9 protein-coding genes and 2 tRNA genes are annotated in these 16,826 nt (G+C 70.9%); 6 read left to right on the forward strand and 5 right to left on the reverse strand.

Annotated elements, in window-relative coordinates; genetic code table 11:
- Positions 1 to 77: 77 nt before the first annotated feature.
- Both VMF70_05840 and VMF70_05845 read right to left on the reverse strand, forming a co-directional pair.
- The gene (locus VMF70_05840) at positions 78 to 3,188 is read right to left on the reverse strand and encodes an efflux RND transporter permease subunit (protein HTT67533.1); all 3,111 of its coding nucleotides are present in this window, start codon (positions 3,186 to 3,188) and stop codon (positions 78 to 80) included.
- On the reverse strand, positions 3,185 to 4,324 hold the full coding sequence (locus VMF70_05845) for an efflux RND transporter periplasmic adaptor subunit (protein HTT67534.1): 1,140 nt from the start codon (positions 4,322 to 4,324) through the stop codon (positions 3,185 to 3,187). The genes VMF70_05840 and VMF70_05845 overlap by 4 nt, the downstream gene beginning before the upstream one ends.
- 142 nt (positions 4,325 to 4,466) lie before the next feature.
- Here VMF70_05845 and VMF70_05850 point away from each other — a divergent pair, with 142 nt between their 5' ends.
- From VMF70_05850 to VMF70_05860, 3 genes are all read left to right on the forward strand, one after another.
- Positions 4,467 to 5,081, forward strand: a complete 615-nt coding sequence (locus VMF70_05850) for a superoxide dismutase (protein HTT67535.1) — start codon at positions 4,467 to 4,469, stop codon at positions 5,079 to 5,081.
- A gap of 352 nt (positions 5,082 to 5,433) precedes the next feature.
- Positions 5,434 to 8,172, forward strand: coding sequence for a PAS domain-containing protein (locus tag VMF70_05855; protein ID HTT67536.1), 2,739 nt, complete (start codon positions 5,434 to 5,436; stop codon positions 8,170 to 8,172).
- A gap of 39 nt (positions 8,173 to 8,211) precedes the next feature.
- Positions 8,212 to 8,592 carry a response regulator gene (locus VMF70_05860; protein ID HTT67537.1) on the forward strand — a complete coding sequence of 127 codons (381 nt, stop codon included), beginning with the start codon at positions 8,212 to 8,214 and terminating at the stop codon, positions 8,590 to 8,592.
- A 6-nt stretch (positions 8,593 to 8,598) separates the two neighbouring features.
- On the opposite strand, the gene VMF70_05865 is transcribed toward VMF70_05860, so the two are convergent.
- The gene (locus VMF70_05865; protein HTT67538.1) at positions 8,599 to 9,987 is read right to left on the reverse strand and encodes an RtcB family protein; all 1,389 of its coding nucleotides are present in this window, start codon (positions 9,985 to 9,987) and stop codon (positions 8,599 to 8,601) included.
- Positions 9,988 to 10,072: 85 nt separating this feature from the next.
- Entirely contained in the window at positions 10,073 to 12,853 is a 2,781-nt protein-coding gene (locus VMF70_05870) for a PAS domain S-box protein (protein ID HTT67539.1), read from the reverse strand.
- 51 nt (positions 12,854 to 12,904) lie between these two features.
- Between VMF70_05870 and VMF70_05875 the strand changes: the two genes are divergently transcribed.
- Both VMF70_05875 and VMF70_05880 read left to right on the forward strand, forming a co-directional pair.
- Positions 12,905 to 12,986: transfer RNA gene (locus VMF70_05875), tRNA-Leu, on the forward strand.
- Between the two features lie 118 nt (positions 12,987 to 13,104).
- Positions 13,105 to 13,176 (forward strand) — tRNA-Thr (locus VMF70_05880).
- A 13-nt stretch (positions 13,177 to 13,189) separates the two neighbouring features.
- Here the strand turns inward: VMF70_05880 and VMF70_05885 are convergent.
- Positions 13,190 to 13,774, reverse strand: coding sequence for a PAS domain-containing protein (locus VMF70_05885; protein HTT67540.1), 585 nt, complete (start codon positions 13,772 to 13,774; stop codon positions 13,190 to 13,192).
- A 58-nt stretch (positions 13,775 to 13,832) separates the two neighbouring features.
- Here VMF70_05885 and VMF70_05890 point away from each other — a divergent pair, with 58 nt between their 5' ends.
- The gene (locus VMF70_05890; GenBank protein ID HTT67541.1) at positions 13,833 to 16,811 is read left to right on the forward strand and encodes a cellulase family glycosylhydrolase; all 2,979 of its coding nucleotides are present in this window, start codon (positions 13,833 to 13,835) and stop codon (positions 16,809 to 16,811) included.
- Positions 16,812 to 16,826 lie beyond the last annotated feature (15 nt).

A 16,826-nucleotide genomic window follows, 5' to 3' on the forward strand; every position in this document is an offset into this window, starting at 1 on the left:
AGCCGGTCGGTTGTACGTGGTGAACCGGTGCGGCGCTTGCTTGGCCACCACCTACCACCTACCACCTACCACCTGCCTCAGTCCGCTCCCGCCGTCGCCGGCAGCGCTTCCGCAGCCGCCTGCGTCCTGATGACGCCCCCGAAGACCCGCCCCAGCCAGTGCTGGAACCTGTCCATGTACGTGTAGACCACCGGCGTCACGTACAGGGTCACGACCTGCGAGAACGCGAGCCCGCCCACCACCGCCAGGCCGAGCGGCCGCCGCGACTCGGCGCCCGCGCCGAGGCCCAGCGCGATCGGCAGCGTCGCCATCAGCGCCGCCATGGTCGTCATCATGATCGGGCGGAAGCGGATCAGGCAGGCCTGGACGATCGCGTCGGCCGGGGCCTTCCCTTCGGTGCGCTCCGCGTCCAGGGCGAAGTCGATCATCATGATGGCGTTCTTCTTCACCAGTCCCACCAGCATGATGATGCCGACGAACGCGTACACCGACAGGTCCACGCGGAAGATCAGCAGCGTCAGCAGCGCCCCGAAACCGGCGAACGGCAGCCCCGAGAGGATCGTCAGCGGGTGGACGAAGCTCTCGTACAGCACCCCCAGCACCAGGTAAATCACCGAGATCGCCAGCACCAGCAGGAAGACCAGGCCCGCCTGGCTGGACTGGAAGGCCTGGGCCGTGCCGGCGAACTGGGTGGCGATGGAGGACGGCAGCACCTGCCGCGCGATCCCCTGCACCTCGGCCACCGCCTGTCCCAGCGCGACGCCGGGCTTGGCGTCGAACGACATCGTCACCGACGGCAGCTGGCCGGAGTGGTTGACCGAGAGCGGGCCCACGTCCTGGGTCAGCGTGGCGACGGACCCGAGCGGGACCAGCACGCCCTTGTCGTTCAGCACGTACAGCAGGTTGAGCGCCGTCATGTCGCGCTGGTACTGGGGCATCAGCTCCATGATGACCCAGTACTGGTTGTTGGGCGTCAGGATGGTCGAGATCTGGGCCTGGCCATAGGCGTCGGCCAAGGCGTTCTCGATCTGAGCGGCGTTGAGGCCGAGCGCGGCGGCCCGGTCGCGGTCGATCTCGACGTTCACCTGCGGATTCCTGATCTGCAGGTCGCTGGTCACGTTCTGGAGCAGCGGCGAGGCGCTCATCTTCGTCTGCAGGATCCCCGCGTACTGGTAGAGCGCGTCGATGTCGGCGCCCTGGAGCGTGAACTGGTACAGCGCCTTCGAAACGCGGCCGCCGACGCTGATCGGGGGCGGGTTCTGGAGGTAAACCCGCATCCCCGGGATCTGGGCCACTTTGGGCTGCAACTCCCGGATCACCTGGTCGGCGCTCAGCTTGCGATCGGCGCGCGGCTTGAGATGGATGAACAGGCGTCCCTGGTTGCCGCCGCCGACCGACGACATGAAGTCGAGGACGTTGGGGTCGCGCTTGACGATCGCGGCCACCTGCTGCTGGTGCCGCACCATCTCGTCGTAACCGGTTCCCTCGGCCGCCTCGGTGGTGCCGGAGATCTGCTCGGTGTCTTCGCTGGGGAGGAAGCCCTTGGGGACCTTCATGAACAGCACGACCGTGGCGACCAGGATCGCCCCGGAGAAGATCATCGTCTGGCGGCGCCGCTGCATCACCCACCGGAGACTCACGTCGTAGGCGTGGATGGTGCGTTCCCACACGTGCTCCGACCACTGGAACAGCCGGCCATGCTGCTGTTCCTTCGCGGCACGCAGGAAGCGGCTGCACATCATCGGCGTCAGCGTGAGCGACACGAAGCCCGAGACGAGGATGGCCACGCCGATCGTGACGGCGAACTCGTGGAACAGGCGGCCGATGATGCCGCCCATGAACAGCACCGGGATGAACACCGCGACCAGCGACATCGTCATCGAGAGGATCGTGAACCCGATCTCCGCCGAGCCGTCGAAGGCCGCCTGCATCACCGGTTTGCCCATCTCGAGGTGGCGCACGATGTTCTCGAGCATCACGATCGCGTCGTCCACCACGAAGCCCACGGAGAGCGTCAGCGCCATCAGTGAGAGGTTGTCGAGGCTGTAGCCCAGCAGGTACATGACCGCGAACGTGCCGACGATGGACATCGGCAGAGCGAGACTCGGGATGACCGTGGCCGAGACGTTCCTGAGGAAGAGGAAGATCACCATCACCACGAGGCACAGCGTCAGCAGCAGCGTGGCCTTGACGTCGTTCACCGAGTTGTGGATCGAGAGCGAGCGGTCGTAGAGGGTCTGCACCTCGACCGACGGCGGCATCTGCGCCTGGAGCTTCTTGAGCAGCGTCTTGACGTCGCTGGCGACCTGCACCGTATTGGTTCCCGGCTGGCGCTGCACCGCCATCACGATGCCCCGCACCCCGTTGAACCAGCTCGCCTGCTGCGCGTTCTGCACGCTGTCCACGACCTGGGCGATGTCCTCGAGCCGTACCGGGGAGCCGTTCCGGTACGCCACGACCATCGGCGCGAACTCCTTGGCGTCGGCGAGCTGGCCGTTGGCCTGGACCGTGAAGGCCTTGTGCAGGCCCCACAAGATCCCGGTCGGCAGGTTGACGTTGGCGTTGTTGATGGCGTTGTACACCTCGTCGATCCCCACGCCACGCGACGCCATCGCCCGCGGGTCCACCCGGATGCGGACGGCGTACTTCATCGAGCCGAACACCTGCACCTGCGCGACGCCCTGCACCATCGACATGCGCTGCGCGAGATAGGTCTCGGCGTACTCGTCCAGCGTCGTCAACGGGAGCGAGGCCGACGTGAGCGCGAGAAACAGAATCGGCGCCTGCGCCGGATTCACCTTCTGGTAGCTCGGTGGCAGAATCCCCAGCGGCAGCTGGCGCAGCGTCTTGGCGATCATCGACTGCACGTCCGCCGCCGCGGCGTCGATGTCCCGGTCCAGGCTGAACTGCAGCGTGATGTTGGTGTTGCCCTGCGTGCTGGTCGACGTCATCTGATCGATGCCGGCGATGGTCGAGAACTGCTTCTCGAGCGGTGTCGCGACCGCGGCCGCCATGGTCTCCGGGCTGCCGCCGGGGAGGCTGGCACTGACCGAGATGGTCGGGAAGTCCACGTTGGGCAGGTCGCTCACCGGCAGGAGCCGGTAGCCCATCACCCCGAACAGCAGGATGCCCGTCATGACCAGCGTGGTCATCACGGGCCGCTTGATGAACCCGCCGGAGATGGTCACAGGCCACCCCCGGGCACCGCGCCGCCGCCGGCCGCCGCGCCGCTACCGGAGTCGCTGCCGGCCTTGATCTCCACCCTGGCGCCGGGCACCAGCCTGAGCTGGCCGTCGGTCACCACCTGTTGCCCGGTGGTGAGCCCCTTCTCGATCACCACGAAGTCGCCCGCCGACCGGCCGACCGTCACGTCCTGGGCGCGCACCGAACGGTCCGGGGTCACCAGGTAGACGTAGGTCCCGTTCTGCCCCTGCATCACCGCCTGCGAGGGAATCGTCAGCGCGTCGCGGTCGACGCTCAGCACGAGGCGCACGACCACGAACTCGCCGGGCCAGAGCTTCCGGTCGGCGTTGGCGAAGGTGGCCTTGAGCTGGATCGTCCCCGTGGTGGTGTCCACCTGGTTGTTGAGGAACGTGAGATTACCCCGCAGCACGGCGGTGGTGTCGTCCGACGGTCGGATCTCGACCGCGAGCGGGCCCTGGGCGCGGAAGCGCTGGATGTCGTCGAGGTACTTCTGGGGCACCGAGAAGCTGACCGCGATGGGGCGGATCTGGTTGACCACCACGAGCGGCGTCGCCCCGTTGATCGGCACGAGGTTGCCCTCCCGGAGCAGCAGGCTGCCGGTGCGGCCCGCGATCTGGGCCCGGATGGTGGTGTACTCGAGGTTGAGGCGCGCCGTCTGCACCGCCGCCGAGTCGGCCGTCACCGCCGCTGCCGCCGCGTCGGCGTTGGCCTTGAACTGGTCGAACTGCTCCTGCGTCGCCAGGTCGTTCTGCACCAGCTGCTGGTAGCGGGACACCTCCTGCCGGGCGTTGACCAGCTGCGCGCGGTCCTTCGCCAGGTTGGCCAGCGCCTGGTCCAGCGCCGCCTGAAAGGGCCGCGAGTCGATCTGGAAGAGCAGCTGCCCCGGCTGCACCTCGTCCCCCTCCTGGAACGCCACCCGGACCAGCGTGCCGCTCACCTGGGCGCGCACCGCCACCGTCTGGATCGGCGTCACGGTGCCGATCGCGCTGATCTCCTGGGGCACGGATCGCTGTTCGACGCGCGCGACGGTGACGGGCACGGTGGGCCGTGGCGGGGGGGCGTCCTTGCGGCAGGCACAGGCCAGGACGGCGAGGACGGCGGACAGCGCGGCGTGGCGCACGGAAGAGACCCTGGTCGAGAGCGTGTATCTGAGAGCCATCCGGTGAGTTACGCACACCGGGCGCCGCCCGTTGGCTCGCAGTTGCGCGAACGTCGTCGCCCCGGAATCTTTCGGTCACTTCCCGGACAAAGGAAACGTTAACATGTCGCATCCGTATTCGCTTCCGGCGCTGCCGTACGCGTTCGACGCGCTGGAGCCGCACGTCGACGCGCAGACCATGCAGATCCACCACGGCAAGCACCACCAGGCCTACGTCACCAACCTCAACACGGCGCTCGAGAAGGCGCCCGAATGGCAGAAGAAGGGGCTGAGCGAGCTGCTCGCCAATCTCGACAAGGTGCCGGAAACGGTCCGCACGGCGGTCCGCAACAACGGCGGCGGGCACTGGAACCACACCGCGTTCTGGAAGTTGATGGCCAAGGGGGCGGGCGGTACGCCGAAGGGCGACGTCGCGGGCCTGATCGACAAGAGCTTCGGGGGCTTCGACAAGTTCAAGGAGCAGTTCGCGGCGGCGGCGATGGGCCGGTTCGGCTCGGGCTGGGCATGGCTGATCTTCGAGGGCGGCAAGCTCGCCATCATGAGCACCCCGAACCAGGACAACCCCGCGATGGAAAAGAAGGCGGCGATCCTCGGCCTCGACGTGTGGGAGCACGCCTACTACCTGAAGTACCAGAACCGGCGGGCGGACTACATCGCGGCGTGGTGGAACGTGGTCAACTGGGAACAGGTCAATGCCAACCTCAAAGAAGTGAGATAGCAGGGGGCAGAGAGCAGGGCAGTTGCGAGACGCCGAGTTGCGAGTGGTTGCGAGACTGCAGACTGCAGAGGGCGGGCCGGACGGTCCGCCCTTTCTGCGTCCGTGCCGCAGCCCGGCGGGACGCGTTTGCTCGATCAATGTCGTGACGGGTCAAACCCCTACGCGGCAGGGTCGGCGGCTGGTACGTGTAAGGGCTATAACAAGTTATAGTGCTCCGACCCTCCCCCGTTCGAGGTTGACAGCGGCAACCTCAGACCCAAGTGTTTAGCCGAGTCACCGTATCCCCTTTCTCCGCCGCCCGTTGGCGGCGGGTCAGGGCAGGGCGTCTCGTGCCAGACCGAGGGGGCATGGTATGCGGCGTGGCGGCGGGAGTGCCGGGGGGCGCAAGCCGCGCGGTCGCAAGCCCGCGGACGGCTCGGCCGCCGGCGACGCCAAGGACGCGACGGCGCGGCGAGGCCGGGAGGCCATCGACCAGTCCCTGTTCGAGAACCTGGCCGAGGGCGTTGCCGTGTGCCGGGCGGTCTTCGAGCACGGAGTGCCGGCCGACTACGTGTACCTCGCCGTCAATCCGTCCTTCGAGCGGCTGACCGGCCTGAGCGCCGTGGTCGGGAAGCGGGTGACCGACGTCATCCCGGGCATCCGGGACTCCAACCCCGACTTGATGGAGGCTTACGGCCGGGTTGCTGCCACGGGCAGACCCGAGCGGCTGGAAGCGTGCGTTCTGGGGGTCTGGTTCACCGTCTCCGCCTACAGCTCCGAGCCGGGGCAGTTCACGGTCGTCTTCGACAACATCACGGAGCGCAAGCGGGCGGAAGAGCGGCTGACCCTCCAGAATCTGGTGCTGGCGACGCAGCAGGAGACCTCGCTCGACGGCATCCTCGTGGTGGACGACGGCGGGCACATCGTCGCGTACAACGGTCGGTTCGTGCAGCTGTTCAGGCTCCCGCCCGAGCTGGTGGCGGCGCGGGACGACCGGCCGGTGCTCGAGTCGGTGCTGGCCAGGGTCTCGGATCCGCAGGGCTTTCTGGCGCGGGTGCGCTACCTGTACGAGCACCGGGAGGAGAAGAGCCAGGAGGAGGTGGCGCTCACGGACGGCCGGACCATCGAGCGCTACTCCGCTCCGATGTTCGATGCCGGGGGCGGTTACCACGGGCGGGTGTGGTACTTCCGCGACGTCACGGAGCGACGGCAGGCGGAGGCGACGCTGCGCTGGGAGCGCTTCCTGATGCGCACGCTGATGGAGAACCTCCCCGATCCGATCTACTTCAAGGACGCCGACAGCCGGTTCCTGACGGCGAACCAGGCGTGGGCACGGCGGGTCGGGCTGGCCGATCCCGGGCAGGCGGTGGGGAAGACCGACTTCGAGTTCTTCGCCAGCGACCACGCCGAGGCGGCGCGCAGGACGGAGCAGGAGATCCTGCGGACGGGGCTGCCGGTGGTGGACCTCGAGGAGCTGGAAACCTGGCCCGACCGGCCCAGCGCCTGGGTGTCCACCACCAAGATGCCGCTCCGCGACGAGGACGGCCGGATCATCGGAACCTTCGGGATCTCCCGCGACATCACGGAGCGGCGTCGGGCGGAGGACCTGCTGCGGCGTTCGGAGGCGGAGTTCCGCAGCCTCGTCGAGCACGCGCCCGTGGGCATCTACCGGTCGACGCGCTCGGGGCGCTTCCTCACGGTGAATCCCGCGCTCGTCCGGATGCTCGGGTACCGCTGGGCCGAGGAGCTGCTCCGTCTCGACATGGCGCGCGACGTGTATGCGGAGCCCGCGGAGCGGGCACGGCTCCTCGCGGAGCGCTCGGAGCGCGCGGAGGTCACCTGGAAGCGGCGGGACGGCAGCCCGATCACGGTGGAGCTGACCTTCCACGGCATCCCCTCGCCCGAGGGCGAGGAGGAGCAGTTCGAGGGTGTGGTCGTCGACGTCACCGGGCAGCGGAGCCTCGAGAACCAGTTCCGTCAGGCCCAGCGGCTCGAGGCGGTGGGGCGGCTCGCCGGCGGCGTGGCGCACGACTTCAACAACGTGCTCACGGCCATCACCGGCTACAGCGATCTGGTGCTCGAGGATCTGGCGCCCGACGATCCCAAGCGCGCGGACCTCGAGGAGATCCGGACGGCGGCCCAGCGGGCGGCGGCGCTCACCCGGCAGCTGCTGGCGTTCAGCCGCAAGCAGGTGCTGCAGTCCCGCGTGCTCGACCTCAACACGGTGGTGCAGTCGCTGGAGAAGATGCTGCGCCGCCTGATCGGCGAGGACGTGCAGCTCGCGTTCTCTCCCGGCGCGGAGCTGTGGCGGGTGCGCGCCGACCCGGGTCAGATCGAGCAGGTGATCCTCAACCTCGCGGTGAACTCGCGCGATGCGATGCCCAGCGGCGGCCGGCTCACCATCGAGACGGCCAACGTGGAGCTCGACGCGGCGTACACGCGGGAGCACGCGGGCGCCACGCCGGGCCGCTATGTCCTGCTCGCCGTGAGCGACACCGGCACGGGGATGGACGCCGAGACCCGGTCGCACATCTTCGAGCCCTTCTTCACGACCAAGGAGCAGGGCAAGGGCACCGGCCTCGGGCTCGCGACGGTGTACGGCATCGTCAAGCAGAGCGGCGGCTACGTCTGGGTGTACAGCGAGCCGGGGCGCGGCGCCACGTTCAAGATGTACCTCCCCCGCGTCGACGCGCCGGTCGAGGAGCAGGAGCCGTCGGGCGAGGGCGCCGACGTCCCGGGTGGCGGCGAGGCCGTGCTGGTGGCCGAGGACGACCCGGCCGTGCGGGCGATCGTCGCCGACGTGCTGTCGCAGAAGGGGTACCGCGTGATGCGGGCGCCGGACGGACAGTCCGCGCTGGGGATGGCCGGTGCCCACGCCGGGCGCATCGACCTGCTCATCACCGATCTGGTCATGCCCGGGATGACGGGCCGTGAGCTGGCCGAGGCCCTCGCGGCCGTCCGGCCCGGGGTTCGCGTGCTGTACATCTCCGGCTACACCGACGACGCGGTGGTGCGGCACGGCGTGCTGGAGGAGGGGCTGGCCTACCTCCAGAAGCCCTTCACGCCGCGCGCGCTCGCGCGTAAGGTTCGAGAGATGCTGGACCGTCCCTGACCTCCGGGCGAGGGAGCCCGCGGCCGAGCGAGGTGCAACGTGGCGCACGTGCTGGTCGTCGACGACGACGCGGATGTCCGGGCGGTCGTGCACAAAGGCATCGCGAGACTCGGCCACCAGGTGTGGGACGTGGCCGACGGCGCCGAAGCGCTCGAGCTGCTGAAGACCACCCCCTTCGACCTCATCATCAGCGACGTGTACATGGCCGACATGGACGGGATGGAGCTGCTGGTGCGCATCCGGCAGCTCGAGCTCGGCGTGCCGGTCATCGTGATCTCGGGCGGGGGCTTCAAGTCGCGGGAGGAGGTGCTGAAGATGGCGGCCGCCTGCGGCGCGGTGGCCACGCTCGACAAACCGTTCAGCCTGGAACAGCTGCGGGACACGGTCGAGCCGTTCCTGCCGCCGACGGGGAAGGCGTAGCGCGGGCTAGTGCCGCCGCCGGCCGCGCTCGTCGGTGCCCTTGAGCGAGGCCAGCGGACGCAGCTCGAACTCCACCGTCGCCAGCCCCGCCCCCACCACCGCGTCCACGACTTCCCGCGCGGGCTTGTAGGCCGGCCCCGCCTCGTCGATCGGCACGCGCCCGTCGGTGTTCACCAGGATCCCGGCGCTCCGGTACTGGTCCTCGATCTCGCGCCGGTCCAGCTCCCGGAGCGCCGCGCTCCGGCTCATCCGCCGCCCCGCTCCGTGGTTCACCGAGAACAACGACTGCGCCGCCCCCGCCGCGGGCCGCAGCACGAACGAGCGGTCCTGGTTCGAGCCGGGGATCAGCACGGGGTGGCCGGCCCGTTCCCAGCGCGTGCCCGCCAGCAGCGGGTGCCCGGCGGGGAACGCCCGCGTCGCCCCCTTGCGGTGCACCCACACGTCGCCGAACTCCGGGTGCGGCTCGAGCTGCGCGAGGTTGTGCGAGATCTCGTATACCAGCTCCAGCGCCTCGCCGAACGCGTCGAAGAACGCGCGCGCCACCTGCTCGAAGATCACCAGCCGGTTCACGATCGCGAAGTTGCCCCCGGCGGCCACCGCGTTCCGGTAGCTCCGCCAGTGGCGCGAGTCCGGCGTGAAGTAGCCCAGGTCGAGCGAGGGCAGCGCCGGGTTCTCCTGCTTCGCCAGCTGGAAGAAGTTGGTGGTGAGTCCGTGCCCGAAGCCGCGCGAGCCCGTGTGCACCATCACCCACAGCTTCCCGTCCTGGTCGGCCTGCAGCTCCATGAAGTGGTTGCCGCCCCCCAGCGAGCCCACCTGGCTGACGCCGCGCTCGGGCTTGCCGCGACCGCCCCAGGGAATGTCCCAGTCGTCGTCCACGGGGATGCGGTGCCGCTCGGCGTTGCTCCGGTCGAACGCGGCGCCGTACCTGGCCACGTAGTGGTCCGCGCCGCCGCGGACGATCGCCTCGAACTCGGCCCGGGTCAGGTGCTTGAGGGAGCGGCTCTGCCCTCCGGCGCCCATCTCCACCCGCCGCATCACCTCGCGGTTGAACGCCAGTCGCCGCTCGGACGTGGCCGCGCCCACCGGCACGGACGAGCGCGCCGCCATCATCCCGCACCCGATGTCGAACCCGACGGGCCCCATCGCGAGCGTCCCGTCGGTCGCGATCGCGCAGCCGACGGGCACGCCGTAGCCGTAGTGCACGTCCGGCGTGACCACCACGCAGCGGACGCCCGGGAAGGCGCAGGCGTTGAGGATCTGGGGGAGGAGGTTCTCCTCAGTTGTCTCGAGGAGGTGCTCGGTCAGGAACAGGCGGACGGGGACGCCCCTGGTCAGGGCCGGATCGAGAACGAAGTGGCCCGCGGCGTCGCGCGTGAGCCGGTCCTGCCATGGCATGCCCGCAAGTATGCGGGGGTGCGAAGGGAGAATCCAGTTGGGTTGCGTCTCGCAGCGGTCCTGCCCACGGCTTCCCCGGCACCTGCTAACTCTCCTGCAGCGCCTCGTGCACCTCGCGCGCCAGCGTCCCCAGGTCCACCGGCTTCTGCAGGAACCGCTCCTCGCCGAGGGCGGCCTTGCGGCGGAGCACTTCGTCCTCGGTGTAGCCGGACATGAAGATCACCCTGAGCGTGGGCCACCGCTCGCGGAGCCGCGCGGCCAGCACGGCGCCCGACATCCCCGGCAGCACCATGTCGGTCAGCAGCAGCGTGAACGGCTGGGGCGCGGGCAGCAGCTCCGCCTCTTCGGCGCTCCCCACGGCCCGGACCTCGTAGCCGAGCCGCACCAGCAGGCGCTCGAACGCGCGCCGCACGGCGTCGTTGTCCTCGACCAGCAGCACGCGCTGGCCGTCGCCGCGGGGCAGCGTCGCGGCGTGTGCGGCCGCCGGAGCCGCCGCGTCGGTCTCGTCCGCCCGCCGCGGGAGCAGGACCCGGAAGGTCGTGCCCCGGCCGACCGCGCTCTGCACCTCGACCTCGCCGCCGTGCTGTGTCACGATCCCGTGCACCACCGCCAGACCCAGGCCCGTGCCGCGCTGGTCGCCCTTGGTGGTGAAGAACGGCTCGAAGATGTGGTCGCGGATGTCCTCCGGGATGCCGTGCCCGGTGTCGGCCACCGAGAACCACACGTCGTCGCCCTGCCGGCCCGAGCGCACGGTGAGCGTGCCGCCCTCGGGCATCGCGTCGGCGGCGTTGACCGCGAGGTTCATGCAGACCTGCCCGATCTGGCCGCGATCGGCCTCGACCGGCAGCGGCTCCGCCGCCAGGTCGAACGTCAGCGCCACGTCGGCCCGCAGCAGCCGCTGCAGCAGCTTGGCCGTCTCGCGGATGCCGTCGTTGAGATCGAACCGCTCGGCCTTGGGCTCCTCGCGGCGGGAGAACAGCAGCAGCTGCTGGGTGAGCTGGGCGCCGCGGCGCAGCAGCTCCTCCATCTCCTGGAGCCGGTCCGCGGCGGTCGCCGGGTCCCCGCCGCGCAGCCGCTCCAGCTGCGTGAGGCCGAGCATCGCCTGGAGGAGGTTGTTGAAGTCGTGGGCGACGCCGCCCGCCAGCCGGCCGACGGCCTCCATCCGCTGCGCCCGCCGCAGCTGGTCCTCCATCTGCTTCAGGGCGGTCACGTCCTCCTTGACCGCCACGAAGTGCGTGATCGCGGCCGTGCCGCTGCTCCCCGAGCTTTCCAGCACCGGCGTGATGGTCATCCGCTCGGTGTACAGCGAGCCGTCCTTGCGGCGGTTGACCATCTCGCCCCGCCACACCTTGCCCGCCAGGATGGTGTGCCACAGGTCGGCGTAGAACCCGGCCGGCTGCTTCCCGGAGCTGAGGATCCGGGTCTTCCGGCCGATGGCCGCCGCCGCCTCGTAGCCGGTCAGCCGGGTGAACGCGGGGTTGATCCACTGGATCGTCGAGTCGGGCGCCGTGATCACGATCGCGTTGGCCGCCGCCTCCATCACGGCGCTCTGCAGGGACAGCCGCTGCTCCGTGCGCCGGCGCTCCAGCTCCGTCGCCGCGCGGATGGCGAACATCCCGAGCAGCGACTCCGCCAGCGACAGGCGCTCCATCGGCCCGTCGTGCATCACCGCCAGGTTCCCCAGGATCCGCCCGCTCGGGTCCCGCAGCGGGATGCCCACGTACGCCTCCGCGCCCAGGCGCTGGACCAGCGCGTCGCGCGGGAAGCGCTCGCGGAGCCGGTCCGGGAACGTCACCAGGCCGCCCTCGAGCACCTGCTCGCACGGTGCGCCGGCCAGGTCGTACTCGACGCTGTCCTCGAGCCGGCCGTCCGCCCACAGCGCGAGGGTGCGCACGCGCGCGTAGTCGGGCTCCACCAGCTCCCCCACGAAGGCCCAGCGCACCCCGAGCACCGTGGCCAGTTGCCGGGTCAGCGTGCCGAAGAACTCCTCGCCGGTCGTCGCGGCCGTGGCCAGCACGACCGAGCGCAGCGAGTCGGCCGCGCGCCGGCGCTCGGAGACGTCGCGGGCGACGCCGAGCGTGCCCTGGGCGACGCCGTCGGCGCCCCTGAGGAAGCTGATCCGCAGCTCGACCCAGACCCGCGTCCCGTCCTTGCGCACCAGCTCGACCTCGAGCGTCCGCCCGCCGGGGACCTTGCCACGGGCCGCGTTCTCGGCCGTCGCCTCCGCGAGGTTGCTCCGCGCCTCGTCGGCCGAGGCGGGCGTGAGCAGGCGGTCGAGCGGCAGCCGCATCGCCTCCTCGACCGTGTAGCCCGTGAGGCGCTCGATCGACGAGCTGACGTACGTCATCGCAAGCCGGAGGTCCGTGGTCCAGATGACGTCGATGATGTTGTCCGACACCAGCCGGTAGCGGTGCTCGCTCTCGCGCAGCGCATCCTCCGCGCGCCGCCGCTCGGTCACGTCGCGGAAGCTCCACACGCGGCCCGTGACCTTCCCGCCCACGCGCTGCGGCTGCGAGTAGCGCTCGAAGACCCGGCCGTCCTTGAACTCCAGCACGTCGAAGCTCGCCGCCTCCGGCGAGTCGTACAGCGCGCGTACCTTGTCCAGGAACGCCTGCGGGTCCTTCAGCTGCTCGAGCACCGTCGCGAGGGCGCGGTCGTCCTCGCCCGTCGCCATCACGGCGTCCGGGACGCGCCACAGCTCGACGAACTTGCGGTTGTAATCCTCGATCCTGCCGTGCCGGTCCACCACCAGCAGGCCGTCCGCCGTGGACTCGAGGATGCCCCGCAGGATCGACAGCGACGTCTCGAGCCCGGGCTTGGCGGGTCGAGGCGGAGCCTTGGCGGTGCGGCGCGGAGCCTTGGGCATCAGGGGCAAGTTGACGCTGTTTGCGGCGGCCCGCTAGCTTTCTGCGCCCGGGCCCTGGTGGTGGAATTGGTAGACACGCCATCTTGAGGGGGTGGTGGAGAAATCCGTGCCGGTTCGAGTCCGGCCCAGGGCATTGCCACCACAGTTGCGAGGCGCCGAGTTGCGAGACGCCGAGTTGCGAGGGGCGGGTCGCAGCAGCGGGCGGGGCGGGGTCTCGGGACCCGCGTCTCCCAACTCGCAACCAGTCTGTCGCCACCGTAGCTCAGTGGTAGAGCTCTCGATTCGTAATCGAGCGGTCGTCGGTTCAAGTCCGACCGGTGGCTCTGGGCAGCAGCGCTAGTCGTCGGTCGCCTCCGCGTATACCTTCCGCTGGCACGACGGGCACACGCCGTGCGTGAAATCCACGCCGAGCCGATCCCGGAGGTAGCGCTCGACGCTGCGCCAGTACTCCTGGTCGTCCCGCACCCGCTTGCAGCCCGCGCAGATCGGAACGATGTCCTGCAGCGCCGACAGCTCGCTCATGTCCTCGAGAATCAGCAGCGCCCGCGGCGCGCCCCGCGCCGGCATCGGGCTCGCCGAGACCAGCAGCTCGTAGTCCCGCTTCAGGCCCGCCGACACCAGCGTCACCCTGGTGCGCCGCCGCGAGATGCGCGCGCCGCGCAGGCACTCGGCGACGGAGTTGCGGATCGCGCAGTCCGGACAGAAGGGCCCGCTCCCGCAGCCCGCCGGTGAATCCAGCGCGTGGAGGCAGTGCAGCACCTCGCCGCCGCGCCGGCTGAGCACCGAGGTTCCCTCGGGGGCGAAGACCTGGGCGGCCGCCGCGTTGAGATCGAGCACCCGCACCGCGTCGTCCACCACGAACGCCCACACCGGCAGGGCATCGAGCAGCGCCCGGTACCGCGAGTCGGCCTCGTCCTCCATGGAACCCACCCCGGGCGTGGCGCCTCGTGGCCGCGCCGCCGTGCGCTATAATTGGAGAATGACCCCTACCCTCAGCCGGCGCCGGTTTCTCGAGGCCACCGGTGCGTCGGCGCTGATCGGCGCATTCGGGAGCACAGGACACGCAATTACCGGACCACCTCCCGCGCCGGACCGCATCCGGGTGGCCGTTCTCAACGAGCCCGGCTTCCCCGCGGTGGACGCGCCGGGCGGTGCCGTGAACGAGCTGGCCCGGGCCCTGGGGGGGGCGGAGACGACGTGGCTGCGGACCCAGGATCTCGCGGAGACCCTCTCGCCCGACCGCTTCGACGTCTTCGTCACGCCGTACGGCAGCGCCTTCCCGCGGGAGATGTGGCACACCCTGGTCCGCTACCTCGAGGCGGCGGGCCACTGGGTGAACCTGGGCGGCGTTCCGTGCGCGGTGCCGGTCGAGCGCGGCGACGGCGGCGGCTGGCGCGTGCTGCCCCGCGAGGACACCTATCAGCGCCAGCTGGGCATCGTGCTCGCGTGCGCCGTGCCCGCGTCGGCCGTCCAGGCCTGGCGCGCGAACGACGCGCTGGCCTGGACCGCGCCGCTCGCGGCCGATGTCGCGGCCGAGCACGTCTGGGAGCCGTACTGGCGCCTCTCCGGCGTAGCCGATACGCCCGGGGAGTCCGGCTCCGCGGGGGCGCGTGAGGCGACGGTCCAGCCGCTCGTCTCGGGCCTCGACGCCCGGGGGTGCGCCGTGGTCGCGCCCTACCTTCTGGTGAGCCGGCTCGAGGGCCGGTTCGCGGGCGGACGGTGGATCTTCGCCACGGGGGACGGCCTGGTTCCGGCCGCCGCGATCCGCACCCTCGTGGAGGCGGCCGGCACGCCCCATTGGGAGCTCGCCGTCTGGCCCTCGTCGGCGTGCCGTCGCGAGGGCGATTCGAGCAGCGTCGCGGTGGCCCTGCGCGGCTTCCCGCGCGGCGCGGCCGCCCGGCTCAGCGCCACCTGCGCCCTCACGATCTCGGATGCGCGCGGCGAAGTGCAGGACACGGCGGAAGTCACCGTGACCGGCACGGACGCCGAGGCCACCGGAGCGGCGGCGCTCACCGATCGGCTCGAGCCGGGACTGTACCGCATCGACGCCAGGCTCACGGTCGGCACGCCGCCGGTGGAGCTGCGGCACTCGACGGGCTTCTGGGTGTGGGACGACGACCTGCTCGGGTCCGGGGCGCCGCTCACGGCGGGACCCCGCGCCTTCGCGCGCGGCGGCGATCCGTATCCGGTCACGGGCACCACGTACATGGCCTCGGACGTGCACAGGAAGTTCCTGTTCGAGCCCAACCCGTGGCTGTGGGATCGCGACTTCGACGCGATGAAGAGCGCCGGCGTGAACCTGGTCCGCACCGGGATCTGGACCGGGTGGAAGCGCCTGATGCCCCGGCTGGGGGAGCTCGACGAGGGCGCGCTCCGCGCGCTCGACGCCTGGCTGCTCACGGCCCGCCGCCACGACATGCCGGTCATCTTCACGCTGTTCGCCTTCCTGCCGGAGACGTGGGGTGGCGAGAACCCGTACCTCGATCCGGCGGCCGTCGACGCGCAACGCGCGTTCGTCACCGCCCTCGCACGCCGCTACGCGCGGATGCACGAGCTCGCGTGGGACCTCATCAACGAGCCCTCGTTCTGCAACCCGAACCACCTGTGGAGCTGCCGGCCGAACTACGACCGCTTCGAGCGGGCGGCGTGGGCGTCCTGGCTCGCGAAGCGCGGGCAGCCGGCGGCCGACCTGCCGCCGCTCGAGGACTTCGCCGAGGGCGACGCGGCGCCGGACCATCCCACGATGGTGGTCGAGTACCGGCGGTTCGCGCAGGCGATGTTCGCGCGCTGGGTGCGGACGATGCGGTCCGCGCTGGCCGCGGCGGGCGCCGGCCGGCAGCTGGTGACGGTGGGCCAGGACGAGGCCGGCACGCGGGACAGCCCCAACAACCTGTTCCTCGCGTCCGTCCTCGACTTCACCTGCGTGCACACCTGGTGGCTCAACGATGGGCTTGCCTGGGACGAGGTGCTGACGCAGGCGCCGGGCCGGCTGAACCTGGTGGAGGAGACCGGCGTGATGTTCGCGCAGCATCCGGCCGGGGTCGAGGAGCGCTGGGAGGCGTACGCGCGCGACCTGCTGGAGCGGAAGATGGTCCTGGCCCTCGGTCCCGGCGGCGCCGGCTTCATCGAGTGGGTATGGAACTCCGACTGCTACATGCCCTCGGACAACGAGGCCGCCATCGGCCTGTTGAGGGCGGACGGCACCGCCAAGCCGGAGTTGGACGCGCTGCGTGGCGTGGCCGCGTTCGCGGCGGAGGCGGGTCGGCACCTGGTGGGACGGGAGGCGGAGCGCGTGCTGCTGGTGGTGCCGCACTCCAACATGTTCTCGGCCCGGAACACCGCGACGGACGCGACCAAGCGCGCGGTGCGCGCGATGCTGTACGGATGCCGGATGGGCCTGACGGCGGTGTCCGAGTTCGCCGCGTCGGCGGCGCTGCGCGCGCCGGGCCTGGTGCTGGTGCCGGCACCGCGCGTCCTCGCCGCGCCGGCATGGAACGCGCTTCGCGCCTGGGCCCGGCGCGGCTCAACGGTCCTCGTGACCGGCCCCCTCGAGCAGGCGGAGCGGCTCGGTGCAAAGGCCCGCCCCGCGGCGAAAGGGCCGAGGGGCGCGGTGCGGATCCGGGCCGGCAAGGGTGCGCTCCTGTGGTGCGCGGAGCCCGTCGAGCTGTCGCCCGACGAGGCGCCGGCCGTCGAGCTGTATCGCTGGGCGCTGGCGCAGGCGCGGCTCAGCCCGTCGTTCACGGTCGAGGGCGCCGACGCCGCCACGCTGGTCCACGCGGCGGCCTACCGGGACGCGGTCCTGTACACCGTCGTGGCGGAACAGTCCGCGGTGAACCTGCGGCTGCGCCACGGCCAATTGCGTACGGCCCTGGAGCTGGCGGTGCCGGCGGGCCGCGCCGCCCTGCTCCTCGCGGACCGCCTAAGCGGCCGTGCCCTGGCGAGCTACGCCCCGGCCTGATCCCGGCCGGCGTCG

This window comes from Gemmatimonadales bacterium (assembly GCA_035502185.1).
Classification (GTDB): Bacteria; Gemmatimonadota; Gemmatimonadetes; order Gemmatimonadales; family JACORV01; genus Fen-1245.

Bases quoted from the DNA above. Each gene is read 5' to 3' on its own strand.
- VMF70_05850 (HTT67535.1), top strand. From the start codon at position 4,467: ATGTCGCATCCGTATTCGCTTCCGGCGCTGCCGTACGCGTTCGACGCG.
- VMF70_05855 (HTT67536.1), top strand. From the start codon at position 5,434: ATGCGGCGTGGCGGCGGGAGTGCCGGGGGGCGCAAGCCGCGCGGTCGC.
- VMF70_05865 (HTT67538.1), bottom strand. From the start codon at position 9,987: ATGCCATGGCAGGACCGGCTCACGCGCGACGCCGCGGGCCACTTCGTT.
- VMF70_05870 (HTT67539.1), bottom strand. From the start codon at position 12,853: ATGCCCAAGGCTCCGCGCCGCACCGCCAAGGCTCCGCCTCGACCCGCC.
- VMF70_05885 (HTT67540.1), bottom strand. From the start codon at position 13,774: ATGGAGGACGAGGCCGACTCGCGGTACCGGGCGCTGCTCGATGCCCTG.
- VMF70_05890 (HTT67541.1), top strand. From the start codon at position 13,833: ATGACCCCTACCCTCAGCCGGCGCCGGTTTCTCGAGGCCACCGGTGCG.